Raw genomic sequence first — 13,724 nt, 5'->3', positions numbered from 1 at the left:
AGCTTTGCCGCAATGACTGCGAGCAATGCAACCCAAACTAGCAGAGTAAATTCTACCGCGCCCACAAAGCAAGCGCACGATAAAAAATAGCGCGGACAGAATTTTGCCGATAAAAGGGCAAAATTTATCGCCGCAGCGATTACAAAATACACCAAAGCCCGAACGGCAGCGCAAACCGCTCCACAATCACCAACTGCCTGACGGTTTCAAACTTCACTAAAACGACGCGAACCGATCAAATCGAGCTGGCTAGAGGAGTCGATCAGAGCGAACGATCAAAACGATCAAATCAAGCCGATCGATCTAATCAGCCAAGGCAAAACGGCTAGTGTTTTTTATCTCTAAAAAATCTAACGATCTTAGCCTGCAGCTTGAACCACTCGCTAAGCTCCATTATAGGATGCCCTGCGTAGTTTTTGCCACCCGCTAAATCCTTGCTTATGCCGCCGCGCGCCGCGATCTGAGTGAAATCGCCCACGCTTACGTGCCCGCCGCTGCCGCTCTGTCCGCCCATCACGACGTTACGCCCAAGCGTCGTCGAGCCCGCAAGTCCAACTTGAGAGACGATGAGGCAGTTTTGCCCAAGCTCGCAGTTGTGCCCGATTTGAACGAGATTGTCGATCTTGCTGCCCCGCCCAATTATCGTCGAGCCGAATACCGCGCGATCGATCGTCGTGCATGCGCCGATTTCGACCTCGTCTTGCAGCACGACGTTACCGTTGTGATAAATTTTAACGTGCTCGCCCGTTTTGGTGTGCGCATAGCCGAAGCCGTCGCTTCCGATGACGGCGTTTGCGTGGATTATGCAGCGCTCGCCGATGATCGTGTCATTGTAGATGACGGCGTTTGCGTGGATCACGCAGCCGCTTCCGATATGCACGTCATCGCCGATATACGCGCCGCTTAAAATGACGCAATTCTCGCCGATCGTGGAATTTACGCCGATATGCACGCCCTGCTCGATCTGCGCGCTGGCGGCGATCTTTGCGGGCGCACCGCTGCGAATGAGCGGCTTAGCAAAATGCGCGCTTAAGATCGCAAAGGCTAGATGCGGATTTTCGCACTCCAGCGCTCGCACGCCGCTTGGGGCTGCGGTGCCGATTTTTACCAATACGGCGGCTGCTTTGGTGGCGAATAAAAATTTCTCGTTTTTGTCGCTATCGCAGTAGCTTAGCTCGCTTTGCCTTGCGTTTTGAAGCGAATTTATCGCGGTGATCTCCGCGTCCGCTCCGTTAAGCTCTATGTTTAAAATTTCGGCAATTTTAGATAATTTCATTTGCGCTCCTTTGATTAAATTTTATCGCCGCTTACATATCCAGCGCGACGCTGCCGCCGCGGACGACGTCGATCGGATTGTATTTTTTTATCGTCTTTAAAAATCCGTCGATGCGGTCTGCGTCGTCGCACGCCATGATGACGATCTTGCTGTCGTCGCTGTTTGCGATGCTGCCGTTGTAGGCTTTTAAAACAGCATCAAGCCCCGCTAAATTTTCGCCCAGCGCGATCTTTACCAAAACCATCTCCTTTTCGACGAATTTTGCATCCTCAATGACCTTGTAAACGGGGATCAGCTTATGAAGCTGCTTAGTGATCTGCTCTATGACGCGCTCGTCGCCCGAAGTGACGATGCTAAGGCGCGATAGACCCGTATTTGGGATCGGCGCAACGGTGAGGCTGTCGATATTATAGCCGCGCCCCGCAAAAAGCCCCGAGATCCGCGACAAAACGCCGTGCTCGTCGGTAACGACGACCGAGATTACTCTTCTTATGCTATTCATCCTAAGACTCCTGCTCAAAAATCATATTATAAAGTGCGCCGCCTGCAGGCACCATCGGCCAGACGTTTTCGAAGCGATCGATCTTGGCCTCGATGACACTTACCTTTTTACTCGCAAGAGCCTGCTTCAGCGCATCTTCAAATTCCGCTTTGGTGCTAACGCTAAAGCCCACGCCGCCGAAGCCCTCCGCAATTTTTACGAAATCGGGCTGCGAGCTAAGATCGGTCGATGAGAAACGCTGCCCGTAAAATAGGCTCTGCCACTGCCGCACCATGCCTAAGAAATTGTTGTTTAATACGATATTTACGACGTTTAGGCCGCTCGCGCTCGCAGTCATCAGCTCTTGGATATTCATCAAAATCGAGCCGTCTCCGCTGAAATTTATAACCGGTCTATCTCCCGCATAAGCCTTCGCGCCCAATGCTGCGGGCAGGCCGTATCCCATCGTGCCCTGCCCTCCGCTACTTAGCAGAGTGCGCGGCTTGCAAAACGGATAAAACTGCGCGACCCACATCTGATGCTGCCCCACGTCCGTAGCGATGATAGCGTCCTCGCCCGCGATTTTTGCGGTACTTTGTATAACCCACTGCGGCTTTAAAATTTCATCGCTGTCGTTAAATTTAAGCGGGTGAATTTCATCGTATTTGCGGATGAGCTCGCGCCACTGCTCGAAATTTGCAGGGCTAACCTCGCTTCTAATACGCGGCAGCATCTCCTCTAGCACCGATTTCACGTCGCCCACGATCGGATAATCCGCGTTTATGATCTTTGAGATCGAGCTAGGATCGATATCGACGTGGATGATTTTCGCGTTTTTGCCGAATTCGCTAAGCTTGCCGGTGACGCGATCGTCAAATCTCGCGCCCAAGCAGATTATCAGATCAGACTCGCTAAGCGCCATATTTGCGGCGTAGCTGCCGTGCATTCCGACCATACCTAGATTTAGCTTATCATCGCTTCGCATAGCTCCCAGTGCCATAAGGGTTTGCACGACCGGGATCTGCGCAAACTCGCTAAGCTCGCGCACCAGCTCGCTTGCGCCCGCGCTAATAACGCCGCCTCCGATGTAGAGGATAGGCTTTTTGGAGTTTGCGATTAGCTCGACGGCTTTTTTGATCTGTTTAGAATTACCCTTATAATTGGGCTTATAAGTCTGCATCTTGATTTCGCTAGGATATTCAAAAACGCCAAGCTTCGCTGTTACGTCTTTGGGAATATCAACGTGCACGGGTCCAGGTCTGCCGCTGCGAGCGATATAAAAGGCTTCTTTTAAAATTCTAGGCAGCTCTTCGATCGTTTTAACTAGATAGTTGTGCTTAACGCAGGGGCGTGAAATTCCGATCGCGTCGATCTCTTGAAAGGCGTCGGTGCCGATAAGCGAGGTCGCCACCTGCCCGCTGATAAGCACGATTGGGATGCTATCGCTATACGCCGTAGCAAGCCCCGTAAGCGCGTTCGTAAATCCGGGTCCGCTTGTGACGACAGCCACGCCGACCTTGCCGCTGACGCGCGCGTATCCGTCCGCAGCCATCGCCGCAGCCTGCTCGTGGCGCACCAAAATATGCCTGAAGTATTTTTGTTTGTAAATTTCATCATAAATGTTTAGCGCTGCGCCGCCCGGGTAGCCGAAAACTACCTCGACCCCCTCCTGCCGCAACGCCTCCACGATCATCTGCGATCCGCTAATTTCTTTCATACGCCCATCCTGTTTCATTGGAATAATTTTGTGATTATATTATTTTGTAAATTAAATTTCACGAATTTAAGGCGTTAAATCGGGTCGAATTTAAAATTTAATAGCAGCAAGACGGGGCAAAATTTCGGAATTTAGAAAGAGTGGAAAAGGCAAATTTAAAATTTATCATGTGGCTGGATTTTGAATTTAAAATTTTAAGGTGCAAATTTTATCTTGATAAAACGCGGCGCAGCAGTTTTAACATAAAATTTTAGCTTGAAATTTTACCACGCGAGGCTCGATTAAATTTATAAAATTTTTTGAAATTTTATTGTAGCGTAGAGCGATACCTGCATAAATTTTAAATTCTACACTACCAAAATTTTAAAATTTAGCCGTAAATTTAAGGCGGGCGGAATCTCGATTGTAAATTCTAAAAATTCCGCCTGCGTAAAATTAAATTTTAAAACCCTCTATCTACCTGCACGCCTACGCCCACGCTAGCGCAGTTGCCGCTTTGTGGATCGCAGTCGCCGAAGCTTGTGACGCTACTGGATCTTTTCGAGCGGATCGTTCCCATATGCATAGGCACCGGCATGTTACGGCGCGAGCTTCCGCCAATTTCACTATCGCTCATACGGTTAGAACTTCTGTGGTAATAGTCACTTGATGGAGGTGGCGGTGGCGGAGGAGGCGGTTTTATACCTCCCGGAGGTGGTGGCATGCCTCCCGGAGGTGGTGGCATGCCGCCAGGAGGTGGGGGAGGAGGCGGCATCATGCCGCCGTGCCTACCATATCCTCGCGGAAGAGGAGGCGGTAAAGTGCCAGTCTCTGTGATCGTGATGCCGTTTCCGTAATTTTCCACGCGTCTGTAAGTAGAGCCTCCGTAAACCGTGCGGGTGCGGGTCTTTTCGACCACGACTATATCGCGATCAGGCTGCACCGGCTGCTGCACGTTAGCTCTAGGCGATATTTCAAAGCTCTTCTGCAGTTTAGCAGTATCGTAACTTGCAAAGCCGTTGATGCCCTTTAGCTCATCTGCACTTGAAATTTCGCGCTTTTGGCGGTATTGCATAAGCATATCCGCCCTACCCGCATCAAGCCCACCGATCGTCATCAGCTCGTAGCGACTAGCTTCGTTTATGTTGATTTTCGCCGCGGCGAGGCTCACTAAAAGAGCCAAAATCACTAAATTTTTCATGTGCGCTCCTTTGTTGGAAGTTACCAAATTTTAAACCCTCACGATAAATCTTTGATTAACACGCAAGCAAAATTTTGCTACAATTGACTATCTTATTTCAAAGGATCAGCCGATGAACGGAATTTTGCTCCTATGCGACGAGCCTGCCGCCTACCAATCCGAGCTAAAAAAACTAGATAAAATTTTATCCATGAGCTTTCACAACGTTTTGCAACTTTGCATCGCTGGCGACAATGCCCTTTTTAGCAGGAGCGAGCTTGAAAAAGCGCTCGCGGATGGGCAGGATGAGCGTGTGCGAAAGGCGGCGATAGAGCGCTTTACGCAGATTTTAGAGCAGTGCAATTTTGTACTGGTTCGCGGCGTAGCGGGAGCCGATCTGCGCGAGCTAAATTTACAAATCGCAAAGGATCTAAATATCCCCGTTTGCGGATTTTATCCTAACGAAATTGCCGCGCGCATTGGCACGCACTCGATCGCCGCAGCAAAAGCGATAAGCTTTGCCAGCATATATGAGGATAAAATTTCATTTTCCGCGCTAAGACCTGCACAAGAGGGTGCAAATTCTAAAAAATCGGAGCTTTGCGATAAAAATTCCGCCTGCGAAAGTGATGCAAAATTTCACGACGAAAATTCTGCGTGCCAAAGCGGCGCGATAGAGCTTGATAAAGTCGTTACCGACAAAAGCTACTTCACTGATGCCGCAAACTCCACGCGCTGTGAAATTCTAACCCCGTTGAAATTTGAAAGCAAGCTCTACGCCAAGGCTCGCGCGAACGTTAAAACCGTCGTACTTCCAGAAAGCGACGATGAGAGAATTCTGCGCGCGGCCGCGATTATAAAACAAAGCGGTGCTGCAAATTTGATCCTTTTAGGGCGGCAAGACGAAGTGCAAAAAAGCGCAAGCAAGCTAGGTCTTAATCTAGCGGGTGTTAAAATTTTAGATCCGCAGACGGATGCGAGCTTAGAAAAATTTGCGCGCGATCTATATGAGCTTCGCAAGGCAAAGGGTATGAGCGAGGCGCAGGCACGCGATTTAGTGCGCGATCGCACCTACTTCGGCACGATGCTCGTGTATGAAGGGCTGGCCGATGCGATGGTAAGCGGTGCCGGCACGACTACTGCAGAGACGATCCGCCCCGCGCTTCAGATCATCAAGACAAAGCCCGGCATCGCTACCGTTAGCGGCGCATTTATAATGTGCCTGGATACGCAGGCTCTGCTTTTTGCCGACTGCGCCGTAGCGCCGAGCCCGAGCGCAGAGTATCTGGCGGGTATCGCGATCTCAAGTGCCGCGACCGCAAAGGCGTTTGGGCTTGAGCCGCGCGTGGCGATGCTAAGCTACTCCAGCGGCGATAGCGGCAGCGGCGATAGCGTAGAATTCATAAAAACTGCAACGCAAAAAGCGCGCGAAAAGGCGCCGGGGCTCACAATCGACGGGCCGCTGCAATTCGATGCCGCAGTCGATGCTGCAGTCGCTAAGAAAAAGATGCCCGGCTCCGCGGTCGCAGGGCGTGCGAACGTATTTATCTTCCCCGATCTTAACTGCGGAAATATCTGTTATAAGGCCGTTCAGCGCACCGCAGGCGCCGTGGCGATCGGGCCGATTCTGCAGGGCTTAAAAAAGCCGATAAACGATCTAAGCCGCGGCTGCAAGGTCGCCGACATCGTAAACACGATACTTATCAGCGCCATTCAAGCGGGAGAGAATTAATGGATATCCTAGTCATAAATTCCGGCTCGAGCTCGGTTAAATTTAAATTCCACGATATGCTAAATCACGCCTGCATAGCAAGTGGGCTCATCGAGGAGATCGGCTCGACGCACGCAAGCGGAAGCATCAATTGCGCCAACGGACGAAGTATAAAGGTTGAAAACGAGCAAATTCCAAATCACGAAACCGCGATCGCAATCGCGATTAATCTTTTAAAACAAAGCGGAGTAATCAAAGATCTGACTCAAGTGGGCGGCATCGGACATCGCATCGTTCAGGGTGCGGATTATTTCGACGCTCCTGCACTCATAGATGAGGACGTAATGGCTAAAATCGCCGAGCTTGCGCCGCTTGCACCACTACACAATCCCGCAAATTTAGCAGGCATCAAATCCTGCCTGAAGATCGCTCCAAAAATTCCAAACGTCGCGGTTTTTGATACGATCTTTCATCAAAGCATCCCACCATATGCATATATGTACGCACTGCCATATGAATTCTACGAAAAATATAAGGTTCGTCGCTACGGCGCGCACGGCACATCGCATTGGTTCGTCTCGACGATGGGAGCGAAATTTTTACGTAAAAAATACGAAAACTTCAATGCCATTACGCTACATCTTGGCAACGGCTCTAGCGTAAGCGCCATAGAAAACGGCAAGTGCGTCGACACCTCGATGGGGCTAACGCCTCTTGAGGGGATCATCATGGGCACCAGATGCGGCTCGATCGATCCTGCGATCATCCCATACATCGAGCGCGTCGCGGGCTACAACGCGCAGGATATGGACGCCATAATGAACAAAAAAAGCGGACTTTTGGGCATCTGCGGTGCAAGCGATCTGCGAAAAGTATATGAAAAGATGGAGGATGGCGAGCCGCGCGCGAAACTTGCATTTGAGATGCTCGTGTACAGCGTCGTTAAGACGATCGGAGCGTATTACGCCGTACTCGGGCGCGTGGACGCTTTGATCTTTACCGGCGGTATCGGCGAGAATGCGCCGCATTTTAGGCAAAATGTCTGCGAGAGGCTCGCTCATATCGGCATCGAAATCGATGCGACAAAAAACGCAAAAAATACTGGCTCGATTAGAAATTTAAGCACGGCAGATAGCAAAATAAAAACGCTTGTAATCCCTACCAACGAGGAGCTGGCGATCGCCGAAGCTACGGTCGATACGATCAACAAAAACTCCGCGCAGATCGACTATCAGAAATACTCGGAATTTTAAATTTAAATTTTATCTAGTGGGATTCCGCGGTTATTTTGCGAGCAAGCAACGCCAACCTGCCTTTTTTGTTAGGCAATTAATTTTGGGTCTTGGCTGCGAGCTTGCGTGAAATGAAAGGGCTTTCTTTATTTTAGTGGCTTTCTGGCTAAGACGATACGAGAAATTGCCACGCTACGCGCGGGTTTAAATTTTATTTGTCGCTTCCGATAAGGCTTAAATTCTTGCTCGGAAGAGGCGGAGCGGAAGGGGCTATACTTGTGAAGCGCCCTTTTACTTTGCTTCGGCTAGCAACCGCAAGCAGGTCTGCCGCCAAAACCCCCACCTACCCCACTGCACGTTAGAGGCGGCGAGACTTTGTTTGTAAAAAAGCATTGCTCGGTTAAATTTAATAAATTTTATTTCAAATTTGACCGCGAAATTCCAAAGCAAGTCCTCGTCGTGAAATTTTACCGAATGATAAGGCATAAAATTTTAAAATTTAGCGCAAGCCGGGTTTTGGCACGCAAACTTTATTAAAGGAGCGAACGATGAGCGATCTGCCGAATTCTCAAGGCGCGCAAGAGCAAGAGGCGTCATATCCCGATACGAAATTTACTAAATTTTTCGGGCGGCTTTACGCGGCGGTTTTCGCGCTGTTTGCGATCACGGCGCTTAGCGTATTCGTGCTACCCGAAAATATTTTAGACGTAAGTGCGGCATGCGCGGACTTCGTTGGATTTATGAAGCGGTTTTTTCCAAACATCGCCGCAATCGGCAAAATAAGCCCGCACACGCAGCTTGCGGAATTTTACGTCGCGGCATTGTGGGTACCTATTTTAACGGCTTTCGCGCTAAGCTGCGTGTATTATCCAATCGCCGTATTCTTATATGAAAAAGAGCTTCCCGCCGTCAAGACGCAGCTAATTATGCTTATCGGCATACCTTTTATCTATTGGCTTCTAAATAATTATTTCTACGCCGATTTTGCCATAAACGGCATCCCACACAAAGTAGGCAACGGGCGGACGTTTCCAACTTTTGCGAGCAGAGAGAGCCTGTTTGGTTGGCTATCGTTTTTTGGAGGCGGCTCAATGTTTTTTGGTATATCTGTTCCGATTTTATTCAGTAATATAATCCACTGGATATACTTATCAAGAAATAAAAGCTAAATTTTATGAAATCGCGGACGAATAAAATTCCGCACCCATAACTTTTAGGGTCATTTTACGAGCGCAAAGCGAACGACTGATAAAATTCCGCGCTCCGTTTTAGAACAAAAACAAGCGACGATTAAATTTAAACGCTCCGGCAATTAGAGCCTTTTTGCGCGGAATTTAAGCGACCAAACGACGATTAAATTTAAACCGCAGGCGGTCGCTTTTAAATTTTAAAATTTCACTAAATTTTAAAATTTTATTCGCGCCACGTAAGGCGGAAGGTCGTTATCTCGCCCGGCACGCTGTCGTAGGAGATAGAAAAGGAGTATTTTTTGCAGACCTCGCTTACGATGCTAAGCCCGATTCCAAAGCCGCCCTCGCTTGAGTTAAAGCGCGCAAAGCGCCTGAAAATTTCGTCGCCTTTTTTCTTATCGATCCCCTCGCCGCTGTTTGAGATCGCCAGCTCGCCGTGCCTTAGCCGCACATCCACGTAGCCGCCTGCGTTGGCGTATTTTACGGCATTACTTAGCAGATTATCGATCAGGCGCGAAATTTCATAAATATTTGCGTTCATGCTCGCATCCGAAAGATCGGTTTTAAGGCTTAGTCTGCGCTTTTGAATAAACGGCGCGAAGTATTCGCAGCGCGAAGCAACGAGGCTTTTTAGATCGATCGAGCTAATCTCGCCCTCCTTATTCATACCGAAGGTTAAAAACACAAGATCCTCGTAGATGCGCGAAAGCGTCTTAGCGGCAAGATCGATATTAGCGACGCGCTTGGCGTTGTATTCTCCAAGCTCTGCGTGCCGCATCGTCTCGACGCTCATGGAGATAATACTAAGCGGAGTATTAATCTCGTGGGTACTATCCTTGATGAAGCGATTTAGCGTGTCAATCTTATCGTAAAGCGGCTTTGTACCTAGCCGCACCAGATAAAACGCCACGGCTAATATCACACCCAAAAGCGCTATCATCATCGCTGCGGTTTTGATACGAAGCGTTAAAATTTCGCCCTGCACGCTACTTCCAAGCAGAATGATTTTAGCCTTGGAAAAGGCGTTTCGCTCCTCCATATTTTGCAGATTTTCATAAATTCCTAGCCTTCCGCCACTTATAAATTCCGCCTTTAGCTTCGCTTTATCAAGTGCGCCAAGCTCACCACTGCAGCCGTAAATTTCATCAGAGTTTGGCTTAAATATACACGCACTCACGCCCTTTTCGCGCTCAAAGTCCGCTAGCGATTCCAGCCCGTCCATGCTTGCTTTCATATAGATCATCATTTTGATCTCTTTTAGCTCTTTTATCCTGTGCGAAAGTAGCGCGGCTTCGTTCATCCTGTAATTTATCTTGAAAAAATATCCTAAAAATAACGCGCTTGAAATGAGATATAAAGATAGAATTTTAAGCGTTAAAGCAGTCTTTTCAGACATACAGATACCCTGCGTTGCGGCGATTTATGATATGCTCTTCGCCTAGGACGCGGCGTAGATTTTTGATATAAGTTCGTAGCGCTTCTTCGCTTGGCGTTTCGTTAAAAACATAGATCGCGGAGAAAATTTCATCCTTGCTTAAAAGCCTGTTTTTATTTTGCAAAAAAAGCGCCAGCAGCTCGCGTTCTTTGTTTGAAAGCGCGACGGGCACGCCTGCCTTGCGTAGCTCTTTGCTTGCAAAGTAAAATTTAAACTCGTCGTCAATAGTTACAAAATCATCAAAATTATGGCTGAAGTTTCGCTTTATGAGTGAATTAACGCGCAGCAGCAGCTCTTTTAATTCATACGGTTTTTTGAGATAATCGTCGCAGCCGCTTTTAAAACCAACCTCAAGATCATCAAGCGTATTTAGCGACGTGGCGAATATCGCAGGGGTGCGATCGCCGCTCTTGCGTAGCTCTTTTAAAAGTGAGAATCCGTCGCCTTTGGGGATTTTTACGTCAAAGATAAAAAGATCAAATTTTTGTTCATAAGCAAGATCCGCGGCGCTTTGAGCGTCGCTGCAAACGCATACGTCAAAGCCCGCGTCTTTTAGATATTCGCCGATGAGATCGCAAAGCGTCTCATCGTCCTCTACGAGTAAAATTTTACTCACTACATCTCTTTTTTCATCTCTTTTTTCATTTCGCCTTTCATCTCATCCTTCATATGTTTACCCTCTTTCATAGCATCCTTGTGCATATCTTTCATGTCGCCCTTCATCTCTTTCGCACCATTATGCATTGATGTATTGGCGTCCTTCATCTCATCTTTCATGCCCATGTCGGCAGCTACGGCAAAAGTGCCAGCAAATAGCGCACTAAGCGCAAACAAAGTAAGTTTTTTCATTACGTACTCCTTAAAAGAAATTAGCGGAATTATACTTCCGCAAAAGTGAAGTATGTGTGAAATTTCAAAAAAATTCAAATTTAAATTTAAACGCCTGTAATTTCAAACGCGGCGCGGCTTAAATGCGCTCGGTCGGTCGCGATCCCTGAAATTTAAATCGCCTCGCTATGGCTAGTCGAATTCTAAACGCGAATCAAAGCTAGCCAGAGCGCACGCCAACAGCGCATCGCCGAGCTTGCTTTACCGCGGCGAGATAAAAATTTAAACCGCTGGCGAAACTGATTAAATTTATTATGCCACGACGCGCACGTCAAATCCAAAACGCCGAGCCAGCCTTTGAGTTCGCGACCTCACGCGAGCTTTTAAATTCGCCATGCCGCGTAAGCCCTTAAATTTAGTGCGGCGCAAGCGCACAGGGCGCGAAATCGCACCTAGATCGCGGCGCAGCTTTTGATCTCATCCTCGCTTACGATCTCATAGATCACGCCCGCGTTTTTGATAAACTCCTCCACGCGCGCGACGTATGCGGGCTCTACGTTGATCACGAGGCTTCCGACGACGTTTTTATCAAGGCGCTCGAGCTTGCCCCAGACGATATTAAAATTTATCTCCAAAGCGCGCGCCATATGCGTGATCACGCTGTCAAACGCGACCGCGGGCGGGAAAAAGAGCCTGATATTCACGCCGCTTGCAGGCAGCACCTCCTCCTCGCCCAAAAACTCCTTCATATTCTCATCCGGGTGCAAAAACAGTGAGACGATATCGCCCGAGTTGCTCACGCGCCCGCCCTTAAGCAGGATCGCTCGCTGCGCGATGCCCTTTACGACCTCCATCTCGTGCGTGACGAGCACGATCGTGATGCCTAGCTCGCGATTGATGCGGCGCAGAAGCGATAAAATTTGAGCGGTAGTGTTAGGATCAAGCGCCGAGGTCGCCTCGTCGGAAAGCAAAATTTTAGGGCTTAATGCAAGCGCGCGCGCGATCGCCACGCGCTGCTTCTGTCCGCCGCTAAGCTCGCTAGGATAGGCATTTGCTTTATCTGCAAGCCCCACGAGCTCCAAAAGCTCGGCGACGCGGCTCTTTGTATGGTCCTTCGAATAGCCCCAAAATGCTAACGGCGTGGCGACGTTTTGCGCGACGGTGCGGCGGCTCATAAGCGCGAAGTGCTGAAAAATCATACCGATATTTTTGCGCAGCTCGCGGATCTGAGCGGCGTTTAGCTCTCTTACCTCCCTGCCCTCTACTTTGAGGCTTCCTTCTTGATAGTCCTCAAGGCCGTTTATGCAGCGCAGCAGAGTGCTTTTACCCGCGCCGCTGCGGCCGACGATAGCAAAAATTTCACCCTGCTTTACTTCCAGGCTCACATCGTCAATCACGCAGGTTTTGCCGTAAAATTTCTTTAAATTCTCTATCTTTATCACTCAGATTTCCTCGTTCATAATTCCGCCGAAGCGCCCCCAAAAATTTATAAAATTTCGCGCCTTAGCTCATCTGCGCTCTTTGGCGAAATAAGCGCCGGAGCGATGTCAAATACGCTAAACGCGCCACTTTCGCCTCTTTGCGCTAGGCGATACGCCGCGCGGGCGTAGGCTACTAGTACGCTTGCGGTAAATTCGGGATTTGAGTCAAGCTTTAGCGAAAACTCGATCAGGTGTTTATTTTCGCCGCGCTCGCCAGTCGCTCCGCTTCGCAAAACGAATCCTCCGTGAGGGATGCCGCCGTGCTCTTTTTTAAGCGTCGCAAGATCTATGAAATGCACGCTCGTGTCGTAATCGGCGAAGTAATTCGGCATCGTTTTTATCTCACGCTCGATGCGCGCTTTATCGGCGCCATCCTCGGACACTACGTAGCACTCGCGCAGGTGTTTTTCGCGCGTGTTAAGTCTCGGGTTTTCGCCCGCGCGAACTCGCTCAAGAGCGCTTTCTATCGGCACGGTGTATTGGCGTGCGTCCACGACGCCCTCGATCCTGCGGATAGCGTCGGAGTGGCCCTGGCTCACGCCTTTACCCCAAAACGTGTAGCTGCTGCCGTTTTCCAGCACGCTTTCGCCAAATAGTCTATTTAACGAAAACAGACCCGGATCCCAGCCAACGGCGATGATGCCTACATTTCCGCCCGCTTTGGCGGCGGCGTCTACCGCGGCGAAGTGCTCCGGGATTTTTGCGTGCGTATCGAAGCTATCAACGACGTTAAAGCTCCGCGCAAATTCTGGCGTCTGAGTCGGTAGATCGGTCGCGCTGCCGCCGCAAAGAACTAAAACGTCGAATTCGCCCTTGTGCGATAAAATTTCATCCGCGCTGAATACCGGCGCACCGCATGTTTGCACGCTGTGCGGCTCACGGCGAGAAAACACCGCCGAAAGCTCTAAATCCTTGCTATTTCGCGCGACAAGCTCTACGCCGCGACCTAAATTTCCATATCCCAAAACCGCTATTTTTATTTTTTCGCTCATTTTTTATCCTTCAAATTTTAAAATTTAGCGCGTAAAACGGCGCGCCGCCGATAAAATTTTACCTCAGTAGGAAATAATAAATCACGTATAACCAACTTAAAAATCCGTGGATTATCGCCCACATTATGCTTTTATTGACTCCCCATGATAGTGCGACGGCTATGACCGTGCCTAATGTAAATCCACCGATACTACCTTTTGACATATTTTTCTCCTTGATTT

13 protein-coding genes are annotated in these 13,724 nt (G+C 49.1%); 3 read left to right on the top strand and 10 right to left on the bottom strand.

Annotated features, from left to right (window positions below; all coding sequences use genetic code 11):
• Positions 1-325: 325 nt before the first annotated feature.
• The 4 genes from lpxD to Q0274_RS06705 form a co-directional block, all read right to left on the bottom strand.
• Positions 326-1,276, bottom strand: coding sequence for a UDP-3-O-(3-hydroxymyristoyl)glucosamine N-acyltransferase (lpxD, locus tag Q0274_RS06720; protein ID WP_298028452.1), 951 nt, complete (start codon positions 1,274-1,276; stop codon positions 326-328).
• A gap of 31 nt (positions 1,277-1,307) precedes the next feature.
• On the bottom strand, positions 1,308-1,778 hold the full coding sequence (ilvN, locus tag Q0274_RS06715) for an acetolactate synthase small subunit (protein WP_298028451.1): 471 nt from the start codon (positions 1,776-1,778) through the stop codon (positions 1,308-1,310).
• 1 nt (position 1,779) lies between these two features.
• Positions 1,780-3,474 (bottom strand): acetolactate synthase large subunit, encoded by a 1,695-nt coding sequence (locus Q0274_RS06710; protein WP_298028450.1) that lies wholly within the window; start codon positions 3,472-3,474, stop codon positions 1,780-1,782.
• Between the two features lie 442 nt (positions 3,475-3,916).
• Complete coding sequence (locus tag Q0274_RS06705) at positions 3,917-4,654, bottom strand: helix-hairpin-helix domain-containing protein (RefSeq protein ID WP_298028449.1); 738 nt, start codon at positions 4,652-4,654, stop codon at positions 3,917-3,919.
• 112 nt (positions 4,655-4,766) lie between these two features.
• Between Q0274_RS06705 and pta the strand changes: the two genes are divergently transcribed.
• The 3 genes from pta (at position 4,767) to Q0274_RS06690 (ending at position 8,745) form a co-directional block, all read left to right on the top strand.
• Positions 4,767-6,365 carry a phosphate acetyltransferase gene (gene pta / locus Q0274_RS06700; RefSeq protein ID WP_298028448.1) on the top strand — a complete coding sequence of 533 codons (1,599 nt, stop codon included), beginning with the start codon at positions 4,767-4,769 and terminating at the stop codon, positions 6,363-6,365.
• Entirely contained in the window at positions 6,365-7,597 is a 1,233-nt protein-coding gene (locus tag Q0274_RS06695; RefSeq protein ID WP_298028447.1) for an acetate kinase, read from the top strand. Before pta ends, Q0274_RS06695 begins: the two co-directional genes overlap by 1 nt.
• A 527-nt stretch (positions 7,598-8,124) precedes the next feature.
• A complete protein-coding gene (locus Q0274_RS06690; RefSeq protein ID WP_298028446.1) occupies positions 8,125-8,745 on the top strand; it encodes a hypothetical protein in 621 nt (206 codons plus the stop codon).
• Between the two features lie 244 nt (positions 8,746-8,989).
• Here Q0274_RS06690 and Q0274_RS06685 read toward each other — a convergent pair whose 3' ends face one another.
• The 6 genes from Q0274_RS06685 to Q0274_RS06660 form a co-directional block, all read right to left on the bottom strand.
• The gene (locus Q0274_RS06685; protein WP_298028445.1) at positions 8,990-10,162 is read right to left on the bottom strand and encodes a HAMP domain-containing sensor histidine kinase; all 1,173 of its coding nucleotides are present in this window, start codon (positions 10,160-10,162) and stop codon (positions 8,990-8,992) included.
• Positions 10,155-10,817 carry a response regulator transcription factor gene (locus tag Q0274_RS06680; protein ID WP_298028444.1) on the bottom strand — a complete coding sequence of 221 codons (663 nt, stop codon included), beginning with the start codon at positions 10,815-10,817 and terminating at the stop codon, positions 10,155-10,157. The genes Q0274_RS06685 and Q0274_RS06680 overlap by 8 nt, the downstream gene beginning before the upstream one ends.
• Complete coding sequence (locus tag Q0274_RS06675; RefSeq protein ID WP_291936948.1) at positions 10,817-11,050, bottom strand: hypothetical protein; 234 nt, start codon at positions 11,048-11,050, stop codon at positions 10,817-10,819. Before Q0274_RS06675 ends, Q0274_RS06680 begins: the two co-directional genes overlap by 1 nt.
• 431 nt (positions 11,051-11,481) lie before the next feature.
• The gene (locus tag Q0274_RS06670; protein WP_298028443.1) at positions 11,482-12,471 is read right to left on the bottom strand and encodes a methionine ABC transporter ATP-binding protein; all 990 of its coding nucleotides are present in this window, start codon (positions 12,469-12,471) and stop codon (positions 11,482-11,484) included.
• A gap of 44 nt (positions 12,472-12,515) precedes the next feature.
• A complete protein-coding gene (locus tag Q0274_RS06665; RefSeq protein ID WP_298028442.1) occupies positions 12,516-13,502 on the bottom strand; it encodes a diaminopimelate dehydrogenase in 987 nt (328 codons plus the stop codon).
• Positions 13,503-13,560: 58 nt separating this feature from the next.
• The gene (locus Q0274_RS06660) at positions 13,561-13,707 is read right to left on the bottom strand and encodes a hypothetical protein (protein WP_297880516.1); all 147 of its coding nucleotides are present in this window, start codon (positions 13,705-13,707) and stop codon (positions 13,561-13,563) included.
• Between the last annotated feature and the right edge of the window lie 17 nt (positions 13,708-13,724).

It is taken from the genome of uncultured Campylobacter sp. (genome assembly GCF_937973075.1).
Classification (GTDB): Bacteria; Campylobacterota; Campylobacteria; order Campylobacterales; family Campylobacteraceae; genus Campylobacter_B.
This window is presented reverse-complemented; position numbering and strand designations above follow the sequence as displayed.